Below are 11,105 nucleotides of genomic sequence, written 5' to 3' on the forward strand. Positions count from 1 at the left end.
AAAAATGAAAAATTATTTTGTAAAATTTCAAAAACATTTAAAGACAAGAAATTTTAATTGAAAATTTAAATTAATAGTTTGTCTACCAATTATTTTAGGGCTAATTATTATTGATGCTGTAACAAAACAAATTGCTTTAGATAAATTAAGTTTTTTTGAACCTGATATTGAGTTTATTAAAGATTTTATCCATTTTAAATTAATAATTAATTATGGTAGCGCTTTTGGTTTAAATAGCGACAATACCGGATTAACAATTTTTTTAGCAACATTTGTATCGATAATGGCAACAATTGCTTTTTTATATTTAAATAATAAGCTTTTATTAATTTCTTTATCAATTATAATTTCTGGAGCTTACGGTAATTTAATTGATCGTATGTGAAATGATGGTGGGGTTGTAGACTTTTTATTTTGAGTCTGATTTGAGCCTTATAGCATTTTCAATTTAGCAGATGTTTTTGTTAATGTTGGTGTTGTCTTATTGTTTGTGGCAATTTTTGTGGAAGCAGTAACATATTATAAAAATAAAAAAAATGAAGATAAAAACTTAGATTTGAATAAAATTAACGAAATAAAAAAACAACATTTAGAAGAAAAAAAAACAAAAAGTAGAGAAGAAATAAATGAAACATACTGTAAGTGAGTCATCAAGAATTGACGCAATATTAACTAAAATATTAAAAAAGAGCCAAGGTGACTTTTTTTCACGCCAAAAAGTACAAGAATTAATTAAAAACAATTATATATTAGTTAATGATGTTCAAGTAGTTAAGGTAAATCATATTGTTAATCAAGGGGATATTATCTTTATTAAAGAATTTGATGTTAATAATATTGCTAATAAACAAGAAGAAGTTAAAGAAGTTTTAAAACCTCACAATATTAAGTTAGATATTTTATTTGAGGATGATGATTTAATTATTTTAAACAAACAGAATAATATTTTAGTTCACCCGACAAAATTTAATGAAGAAGATACTTTAATTAATGCACTTTTAAATCACAAATCTTTTAATTGAGATGGTGATAACGAAACACTGCGACCGGGAATTGTTCATCGTATTGATAAACAAACAACAGGGGCAATTGTAGTTGCTAAAAATTTAAAGTCTCATGTTTTACTTTCTAAAATGATGGAACAAAAAGAAATATCTAGAAAATACCTTGCAGTTGTTGAAGGTGTTGTTCTAGAGAATGAAGGTAAAATTGAATTACCAATAAAAAGAATAAATAGTAAGTCAAAAATGCAAGTAGCAAAAGATGGTAAAAGTGCTATTACAAATTTTACTGTTATAAAAAGATTTGAAAAATATACTGTTGTTGAATGTGATTTAGAAACGGGAAGAACTCACCAAATTAGAGTTCATTTTGATTATATTGGGCACCCAATTGTAAATGATCCTTTATATAATCCAAAAAAAGTGTATGATATTATTATAGGTCAATTGCTTCACTCGCATAAAATTAATTTTGTGCACCCAATTACAAATGAAGAAATTGATATAACGGCTTCGGTTCCGAAGTTTATAAATGATTTTATTAATAAACTGAAATAGTAAAGGATTTAAGTATGAATTTTAATAAAGAAAAAATGGCAATTGTAGATTTGTTGAAAACAAAAGAAGCATATGAAGTTTATGTAGCTGATTCTAACAAAAACAATGGTGCTTATTTATATAATGTAAAAAAAGCCTTTAATATTATTAAAATTGATGATTCAAAAGATGTTAAAGATAATTTAAATAATGTTAAAGATGATAATAATTTTTTACAAATAGCTGAAAAGCATTTTACAAAAACTGTTAATAAAATTAAATTTTTAACTATAATCTTATCTGATGGAGATTATCAAAAAGTAAAAAAAGATAATCATACAATAATTTATTTAAATAAAGATAATTACCAAGAAATACTTCATAAAATATTTTCTAAAATTCCAGCATCTAATGAAGATAAAGATGTTGATATAAAAGAAATGTCACAAGAAGAAATTTTAGATAATATTCAAAATCCTGATAGCGACATAAGTAAAAAACTAAAAACATTAGGTAGCAAACTTAGCTCAAATAACTTATTTGCAACATGAATTATTATGTCTTTATTTATAGGTGTTGTTATTATGCAATTGTTTTTAGCGCAAATGATTTTTCCGAAAATGCGTACAGAATCACTTGGGTTAATTTTTGGTGGCGTTTCTAGAGATTTATTAATATTTGCTAACCAATGATGAAGACTATTCACTTATGTATTTGCATCAAATAATCCGATAATTTTAATAATTGAAGGAATGTTATTGTTGCTTATATGTCGATATGCTGAAGCATATTTAGGTCAAATTAAGTTTTTAATTACAATACTTATAGCGATCCCAATAGTTGGACTTACAACTGTTGTTGTATTTCCACAATTGGCGCTTTATGGACCAATAGTTCTAATAGCTGTTTTATATGGAACATTATTTTCACTTAACTATGGAAAAGCGACGTTGGAATCAATTGTAGCTAATCAAAAAACAACAATTGTTGGTATATATTTATTACTATCACCACTTTTTACAGGTTATCATACTTATATTTACATATTTACAGCACTTATTTTAGGAGTGGCGGTAAGTTTTGTTTTAGATTATAAAAACAATGGTAAATACTCTTCGTTAACACTTCTTGGAGGCTTAATAATTGGGGGATTTTTATTAACAGCTATTATGTTGCTAGTGTTCAAAAAATACATTCCAGCATTTGATGGTCAAACTGTTGGAGCATTATGAACTTATAAAGAAGCTGGGTTATTTTCTGACGAAAAACTAATTGATATGTTAGATAACTACTATAAGTTACCAACTGATTTAAGACCAATTTATATTTAATAACTTATTTACTTAAGTTATTTTTATTTTTATAGGAGAAATAATTATGCAAAAAAGAAATGATTTTTTATCGTGAGAGCAATTTTTTATTAGTGTGGCACATGTTTGTGCTTTAAGAAGTAAAGATCCAAATACACAAGTCGGAGCTTGTGTTGTTAATGATATTAATCAAATTATCGCAACGGGTTATAATGGTTTGCCGCGAGGATTAAGTGATGATGATTTTCCATGAAATAGAGAAGGTGACTATTTAGACACAAAATACCCGTATGTAATTCATGCAGAACTTAATGCAATTTTAAGTGCGAGAACTAATTTACAAAATTGCAGTATATATGTAACTTTATTCCCTTGTTCTGGTTGTTCTAAACTAATAATTCAGTCTGGAATTAAAAATGTTATTTTTAGTGATGATAAATATGCAGATACATCTGATAATTTAGCTGCAAAAAAATTACTAACAGCTGCTAATGTAAAATTTAGAAAAGCTAAGAAAATTAAAATTACTGTTGAAGCAGAGGTTGGTTAAGTGATAGGAATTGATTTAATAAAAAATAAAAGATTTTATAAAAAAAATATTTAAAACCAATATTTACAAATAAATTATTATCACAAAAAGAACAAGAAATATTAAAAACTATTACAGTAAAAAAAGAAGCATTTAAGTTTATTGCAAATCGTTGAGCTATAAAAGAAGCTTTATTTAAAATGAACAATAAATATAATGTCCTAAATTTAATATCTGTTATCAAAAATAATAATGAGTTTTTAATATATTATGAAAATTCCCAATTAAGTTGTAAAATATCTATAACACATGAAAAAAAATACACAATTGCTGTTGCTTTAAGTGTATAAATGGGGTTGATTATGGATTTTTTAGATCAATTACAACTAAAAAATATATATCAAAATGATATGACAATGTTTTTTCAAAACTTTGCAATGTTTTTTTTATTGATCTTTTCTATAGTCTTTTCATTATTTACTATAATTTTATTTGTAAAAAAAAGATGAAAATAAAAAGCATAATTATATTTTTGTTAATAAGGTTAATAGTTCTTTTAAAAGTAGAGTTTTACATAAAATTAAAAAAAATTATATTTTTGTTTTAATATATTTTCAAATAGTTATTTATATGCAATTTTTGGCTTTTGTAGGAAATGTTTTAATGACAGAAAACGTATTTCAAAAACAAGTTTACAAATTTTTTGCACTATTTTACTCTTTAATATTTATTTGTTTATTTTTACGAAAAAACAAATTGATTTTATACTTTATGTATTTTTTATCAATAATTCCATATTTATTAGCAATTACTATTTTTATTTCATTTTTAAATGATTATGTATCACCAAACCCACTTTTTATTAATTTATGGTTTATTGCCTTTTTTATGATTTTTCTTTTAATAAGTTATAAAGTAAAAAGTATTTTAATAAAAAATAGTTTGTTAGTTAAGTGAAAATATATTTACCTTACAATATTTTTAATTGTTATAACTTTGTTTTCAAAGGAAAATTTATTACTTATTTTAAATCAAGATAATCATTACACACAAAACAAAGATTTAAAATTAAAATTTATTCTAATGCCAAAAGATTTAGTGATACTAATTTTAATTATTCCAATAATATTTTCATTATTTAAGATTAACTTCAATAATAAAGAATCTAAAAGTTTAGAATCTAAAAATGAAGATCTGTTAACTCAAAATAAATCATTATTTGACTACAATTTATCTAAATCTCAATCAGAACGAGATGTTAAAATCTTCAAAAATGGTTATAAAATTTCTTTATTGAATTAAAAACAACCTAAATAATTTATAAAGAAAGATTAAACATACAATTAATTTCATGCTTTAAAAAGTGTATTAACAGCCAAAATATAATAATAATAAAATGAATCTTTGATTCATTTTTTTTCTTTTTGTGTTATTATTAACTTGTTTATTCTAGATATTTTAAATTATATGTGAATAAAACACATAAAAGAATTTCTAACCCGAGTGTCTTTACTTTTAATAAAAAGATGGGAAAGTTTTGAATTTTATGGAAGCAAAAACGAAAATTAACAAAAATTTATAGGAGAACTTAAACATGTCAAAAGAAATAACAAGGGAAATGCTTTGAGAAGCTGGTGTTCAATTTGGTCACCAAACTAAAAGATGAAACCCAAAAATGAAAGAATATATATATGGAGTTAAAAACAAAGTTCATATAATAGATTTACAACAAACTTTATCAATTTTAGAAAATTTAAAAAAATTCATGCAAGGTCTAACAAATAAAAAAGGAAAAATTTTATTTGTTGGTACAAAAAAACAAGCTAAATGAATTATTAAAGATGCAGCTGAAAGAAGTCAAAACTTTTATGTAAATGAAAGATGATTAGGTGGAACTCTTACTAACTTAAAAACAATTCAATCAAGAATTAGAGAATTGTGAAATATTGAACGTAGAGAAAAATCAGGAGAATTAGCATTACTTACAAAAAAAGAACAAATGTTAATTTTACAAAAGAAAGCTAAATTAGAAAAAACTTTAGGTGGAATTAAAGGTATGAAAGATTTACCAGCAGCATTATTTGTTGTAGATCCAATTGAAGATAATATAGCTGTTAGAGAAGCTAACAAATTAAACATTCCAGTAATTGCTATTTGTGATACAAATGCAGATCCAGATAACATTGATATTGTTATCCCTGGAAATGATGATACTTCAAGAGCAATCGCTATGGTAACACACCATATTGCAGATTTATACGGAGAAGCATTTAACTTAAAAATGCCTGAAGCTCAGTTTAAACCAATGGAAAGAACAAACCAACCATACGAAAAACGTTATAATCGTGATGATAATAAAACATTTGTTAAAAAAACTTTTGTAATTAATAAACCCGAAGGTACAAAAAGTACAGATGAAGCTAAAAAACCTGTTGAAGCAAAACCAGTTGTGGCTAAAAAAGAAGTTGAAGCAAAACCAGCTGCTAAAACAGCTGCAACAACTAAAACAGCTGCTGTTAAAAAACCAGCTGCTGCTAAAAAAGAAGTTGAAGCAAAACCAGCTGCTAAAACAGCTAACAATGGAGAAATCGCATTAGTTGTTGTTAAAGATGACCTACAAGCTTCTTTAAAAGCAATTAAAGTTGGTGAAGTTGAAGCAATAGCTAAACAATTTAAAATAGCAAAAGCTAAAAAACAAGATATGATTGATCAATTAGTTAATTTATTAGTAATTAAAAATGGAAAAGTTTTTGCAAAATAAAACTTTATAAATAAAGGGAGTTAAAATGGAAATATCTGCAAAATTAGTAAAAGAACTAAGAGACCGCACTAATGCTGGGATTTTAGATTGTAAAAAAGCTTTAAGTGAAACAAAAGGTAATATTGAAGAAGCAATTAAATGATTAAGAGAAACAGGGATTACAAAAGCTGCTAAAAAAGCTGGAAGAATTGCTGCTGAAGGTTTAATAGGAATTAAATCAAATAAAAATGAATTAGTTATTTGTGAAATTAACTCAGAAACTGATTTTGTATCAAAAAATGCTGATATGTTAAAATTAGTAGAAGATATTACAACTATTTTATTAAACAATAATTTTAAAAATGTTGATGAAGCTTTAAACGAAAAATTTAAAGGTAAAGTTAATCAAGAAGGAAAAACAATTAAAGAAATATTATCATATAATATTTCAATAATTGGTGAAAATATTTCATTGAGAAGATTTGAAAAAATTGAAAATGTTAACAAAGGTATTTTAACTTCTTATTTACACTCAGATAGTTCAGTTGGGACAATTATTTCATTTGATAATAATGTTGATGAAACAATTGCTCGCCAAATTGCTATGCATATTACAGCTATGAAGCCAGCTTTCATTTCAAAAAGTGATTTATCAGCTGAGTACGTAGAAAAAGAAAGATCAATGATTGAAAATGAATTATTGAACGATGCTGCAAATGCAAAAAAACCAAAAGAAATTTTAGCAAAAATTATTGAAGGGCGTTTAAGTAAAGAATTATCTCAAAATACTTTATTAGAACAACCATTTGTTGTTGATCCTTCTGTAAAAGTTGGAGAACTTTTAAAAAGACAAAAAGCAAATATAATAAAAGCTGTAACTTTTACTGTTGGTGAAGGAATCGAAAAAGAAGAAGTTTCTTTTGCTGATGAAGTTAAAGCTGCACAATTAGCTAAATAAGGAGATTAAAATGTTAAATTCAAATGCATATTTTAATACTGGTGGTAATCAAGGTTTATTAATATTTTTATGATGTGGAATTGCAATTTCTGCTTTTCTATTAGGAACCGTCCTTTTTTTCCACTTAGGATTTATTAAAAAAGTAAAAACAAAATTAATAACAAAAAGCTATACAAATAAAATGGCTTTATTATATATTTATGGAGCAATTTTTATTAGTTTATTAGTTTTTGCATTAGGTTTAATGTTTGGTTACTTAAATTTTCAAGATAACCCACTTATTACAATTATCATCATTGTTGTTATAGGTTTTCTTATAGATATTGCTGTTGTAGTTATTTTATATTTTAATTTACAATATATATCTGTTGGTTTATCAGAAACACATTTACACTTATTTGGTGAAAAAATATTAATAAACAAAATTATTGATTTTGATGTAGAAAAAAGTGAAAAACATTTTTTTGTTCACTACATTGAAGGAAACTCAAATAAAAAATCGTATAAAATACTTAAAAATTCTAAAACCGGAATATTTTTATTAGATATTATGGATGAATTGAATTTTGAAGAAGAATAAAATTATAAAAATGAAAAATAATTTTATATTATTTTTCATTTTTTACTTATTAGGAGAAAAATGAAATTTATAGATGTAGCAAAAGTTAAAATTATAGCTGGAAAAGGTGGAGATGGTAGTGTTGCGTTTCACCGTGAACTTTATGTAGATAAAGGTGGTCCTTCTGGTGGTGATGGTGGAAACGGTGGTTCAATAATTGTTGTCGGAAAAAGTGGTATGACAACTTTATTAGAACTAAAGTTCCAAAAAGAAATTAAAGGACTTGTCGGAGAAAATGGGTCTAAAAAGAAAATGCACGGTAAAAATGCTGTAGATAAAAAAATCTTTGTGCCCTTAGGAACTTTGATAATTAATGAAGAAACAAAAGAAATTGTTTGTGATGTAACAGAACCAGATCAAGAATTCGTTATTGCAAAAGGTGGAAAAGGTGGTCGTGGTAATGCGCGTTTTGCCACTTCTAGAAATAAAGCCCCAACTATATTTGAGGCTGGACAATATGGAGATTCTTTTAATGCAATATTTGAATTAAAAGTATTAGCAGATGTAGGGTTAATTGGTTTACCAAATGCTGGTAAATCTACTTTGTTATCAAAAATTACATCAGCTCGACCAAAAATCGCTAATTATCCATTTACAACTCTTACACCTCATTTAGGTGTAGCAACAGTTAATAAAGAAACTTTTGTTTTAGCTGATTTGCCTGGATTAATTGAAGGGGCAAGTGTAGGAAAAGGTTTAGGAATTTCTTTTTTAAGACACATTGAACGATGTAGATTACTTGTTCATGTAATTGATATGTCTGGTAACTACGGGACAGAAGATGTATATGAAAATTATCTTCAAATAAGAAAAGAACTAAAAGGATATAATATTAATTTAGAAAATCGTACAGAATTAATTGTGGCAAATAAAATGGATGTTGATATTTCGCTAGAAAATCTTAAAAAATTTAAAAAGCAAATTAAACATAATAATGTAATTGAAATTAGTGGATTAATGGGACAAAATTTAGATCTTTTAAAATCAACTATTTTAAAAACATTAGTTAAATTAAAATCTGAAAAAAATTTATGAGAAATAAATGAAAACAAACATGAAGATTTTAAACATTACACATTAACAGATAATGATGATGAAATTATTGTAACTAATAAAGGTAATGGTGTATGAGAAGTAAGTGGACAAGCAGTTCAAAAAATATATAATCGTTACCCTATATCAACGTATGATAACTTATTAATTTTTAACAAAAAACTACATAGTTTAGATTTGTTTAAAACATTAGCTAATAAAGGCGCTAAAGTTGGAGACATGATAAAAATATTTGATTATGAATTGGAGTGAGACGGAGAATGATAGAAAACAATAAAGAATTGTTAACTAAATATATTGATTATTTAGTTAAATGAACACGTAGACAAGTATTAAAGGCTAATGCAGATGGAGTTGTATTTGGTGTGTCTGGGGGAGTTGATTCTGCTTTAGTTAGCGTTATTGCTAAAAAAGCTTTTCCTAATAACCATTTAGGATTAATTTTACCTTGTGCATCTGATGAAATTGATGAAAATTTAGCAAAATTGCATTGTGAACAACAAAAAATTCACTATAAAAAAATAGATTTAACGTCTAATTTTAATACCTTTAGAGGAAAATTAAATTTANNAAAAAGTGATTTAGCGCTTTCTAACATTAAACCTCGTTTAAGAATGACAACGCTTTATGCTATAGCTCAAGAGCATAATTACCTTGTTTTAGGTACAGATAATGCTTGTGAATGACATTTAGGTTACTTTACAAAGCATGGAGATGGAGCTGTTGATATTGCGCCTATTATGAATTTATTAAAAAAACAAGTTTATGATTTAGCAAGAGTTCTAAATATAAGCAATGAAATTATAGATAGAGAACCATCAGCTGGTTTATGAAATGGGCAAACTGATGAACAAGAAATGGGATTTACTTATAACGATATGGATGACTTTTTAGCTAAAAAAGAAGTTTCACAAGAAATTTTAAATAAAATTGAGGCAAAACACAAAAGTACTCAACATAAAAGGAGAAAAGTTCCAAAACCATATAAAAAATTAGATTATTAATTTATTATTTTAACCTCCTAATGTTATAATCAAAACATAAGGAGATGTTTATATGAATTTTAATGTACGTAATAAAAATATCGAAGTCACAGATGGTATGAAAACCCATTATGAAAATATGTTTTTAAAGTTAACAAAATTTAAAGAATTTCACAATGATGATATTGTGCATTTAGACATTGAATATAACAAAGTAGATTTTGTAATCAATGCTTCAATTGACATAATTGGTAAAAATCACTTTTTAAAAGCAACAATAAAAGATAATGATTTTTATAATGCAATTGATAAAATAGTTGACAAGCTATTAGATCAAATTAAAAAAATTAAAGAAATAAAAACTGATAAAAAACATAAACAATCTTTTGCAAAAACAATTGATGATTCTATGGAAAATGAAATAATAGAATAAAAAACAATACATAATGTATTGTTTTTTTTGATAAATGTTATAATAAAAAAAATAATAAAGGCAATGGAGATTAATATGAAAAATATAGCAATTTTTATAGCAAATGGATTTGAAGACGCTGAAGCAATTGTAACTTTTGATGTTTTAAAACGTGCAAATTTAAACGTTGAATTAGTAAGTATTACAGATGAATATTTTGTAGATAGCCAAGCTAAAATTACGGTTAAAGCTCATAAATTAATAAATGATATTGATGAAGATAGCTATGACTGTTTTGTTTTACCTGGTGGAAAATTAGGTTATGAAAATTTATCAAAGTCAGCAAAACTAAAAAGCATAATTGTAAATGCTAATAAAAACCATAAGATAATTGCAGCTATTTGTGCAGCTCCACAACTATTAGGAAAATGAAATTTAGTTAATAAAGTAGATGTTACAAGTTATCCTGGAAGTAAAGATCATTTAAATAAAGCAATTTATCACACAGATGTTGCAGCAATTACTTCAGATAATATTATTACTGGTGCTAGTGCTGGTACTGTTTTTCAATTTTCAAGAGCAATCTTGGATGTGTTGGTAGAACCAGAAGTTCATAATGAAGTTTTTAGTAAACTTGTAATGATGGATTAATTTAAATAAACAATTATATAAGCAAGCAAATATTTAAAGTTTTTTATGTATTTGCTTGCTTTTAATTTTTGTATATTCTATAATGTTTAAGTGTCCAATTTGGAGCTTATTTATATAAATATGATTAAAATAATTAAAAATTTTAAAAACTTTTAAAAATTTGTTGACTTTTAAGTCAAAATTATATACTATTATAAATGGGTTCCAATTTATTGGAACAGATGTTCTTTGAAAACTAAGTATAACTTGAATCATCATTATCAATGATGACTCGTCAAAAACATATCAAAAAAAGCTAGGATTCAATTTTTA

Annotated in this window: 13 protein-coding genes and 1 rRNA gene (1 of these 14 cut by a window edge); all 14 read left to right on the top strand. The window is 25.2% G+C overall.

The window, feature by feature from the left end; all coding sequences use genetic code 4:
- Positions 1 to 4 precede the first annotated feature (4 nt).
- Entirely contained in the window at positions 5 to 676 is a 672-nt protein-coding gene (lspA, locus tag NPX79_RS03355; RefSeq protein ID WP_381415024.1) for a signal peptidase II, read from the top strand.
- Positions 627 to 1,559: an RluA family pseudouridine synthase gene (locus NPX79_RS03360; protein WP_381415025.1), complete on the top strand. Its 933-nt coding sequence runs from the start codon at positions 627 to 629 to the stop codon at positions 1,557 to 1,559. Before lspA ends, NPX79_RS03360 begins: the two co-directional genes overlap by 50 nt.
- Positions 1,560 to 1,573: 14 nt before the next feature.
- The gene (locus tag NPX79_RS03365) at positions 1,574 to 2,869 is read left to right on the top strand and encodes a hypothetical protein (protein ID WP_381415026.1); all 1,296 of its coding nucleotides are present in this window, start codon (positions 1,574 to 1,576) and stop codon (positions 2,867 to 2,869) included.
- Positions 2,870 to 2,915: 46 nt separating this feature from the next.
- Complete coding sequence (locus NPX79_RS03370) at positions 2,916 to 3,398, top strand: deoxycytidylate deaminase (protein ID WP_381415027.1); 483 nt, start codon at positions 2,916 to 2,918, stop codon at positions 3,396 to 3,398.
- 179 nt (positions 3,399 to 3,577) lie between these two features.
- Positions 3,578 to 3,727 (top strand): hypothetical protein, encoded by a 150-nt coding sequence (locus NPX79_RS03375; protein WP_381415028.1) that lies wholly within the window; start codon positions 3,578 to 3,580, stop codon positions 3,725 to 3,727.
- Positions 3,728 to 4,148: 421 nt separating this feature from the next.
- On the top strand, positions 4,149 to 4,679 hold the full coding sequence (locus tag NPX79_RS03380; protein WP_381415029.1) for a hypothetical protein: 531 nt from the start codon (positions 4,149 to 4,151) through the stop codon (positions 4,677 to 4,679).
- 292 nt (positions 4,680 to 4,971) lie between these two features.
- Complete coding sequence (gene rpsB, locus NPX79_RS03385; RefSeq protein WP_381415030.1) at positions 4,972 to 6,138, top strand: 30S ribosomal protein S2; 1,167 nt, start codon at positions 4,972 to 4,974, stop codon at positions 6,136 to 6,138.
- A gap of 25 nt (positions 6,139 to 6,163) precedes the next feature.
- The gene (gene tsf / locus NPX79_RS03390) at positions 6,164 to 7,075 is read left to right on the top strand and encodes a translation elongation factor Ts (RefSeq protein WP_381415031.1); all 912 of its coding nucleotides are present in this window, start codon (positions 6,164 to 6,166) and stop codon (positions 7,073 to 7,075) included.
- A 10-nt stretch (positions 7,076 to 7,085) separates the two neighbouring features.
- A complete protein-coding gene (locus tag NPX79_RS03395) occupies positions 7,086 to 7,655 on the top strand; it encodes a hypothetical protein (protein WP_381415032.1) in 570 nt (189 codons plus the stop codon).
- Between the two features lie 60 nt (positions 7,656 to 7,715).
- The gene (gene obgE, locus NPX79_RS03400) at positions 7,716 to 9,014 is read left to right on the top strand and encodes a GTPase ObgE (RefSeq protein ID WP_381415033.1); all 1,299 of its coding nucleotides are present in this window, start codon (positions 7,716 to 7,718) and stop codon (positions 9,012 to 9,014) included.
- Positions 9,008 to 9,751, top strand: a complete 744-nt coding sequence (gene nadE, locus NPX79_RS03405) for an NAD(+) synthase (RefSeq protein WP_381415034.1) — start codon at positions 9,008 to 9,010, stop codon at positions 9,749 to 9,751. Before obgE ends, nadE begins: the two co-directional genes overlap by 7 nt.
- Before the next feature lie 52 nt (positions 9,752 to 9,803).
- Positions 9,804 to 10,163 carry a ribosome hibernation-promoting factor, HPF/YfiA family gene (gene hpf, locus NPX79_RS03410; RefSeq protein WP_381415035.1) on the top strand — a complete coding sequence of 120 codons (360 nt, stop codon included), beginning with the start codon at positions 9,804 to 9,806 and terminating at the stop codon, positions 10,161 to 10,163.
- 75 nt (positions 10,164 to 10,238) lie between these two features.
- Positions 10,239 to 10,793 (top strand): DJ-1 family glyoxalase III, encoded by a 555-nt coding sequence (locus NPX79_RS03415; protein ID WP_381415036.1) that lies wholly within the window; start codon positions 10,239 to 10,241, stop codon positions 10,791 to 10,793.
- 308 nt (positions 10,794 to 11,101) lie between these two features.
- Positions 11,102 to 11,105, top strand: a 16S ribosomal RNA gene (locus NPX79_RS03420); it runs 1,527 nt beyond the window's last position.

Origin of the sequence: Spiroplasma endosymbiont of Anurida maritima, assembly GCF_042465095.1 — a bacterium.
GTDB lineage: Bacteria > Bacillota_I > Bacilli_A > Mycoplasmatales > Mycoplasmataceae.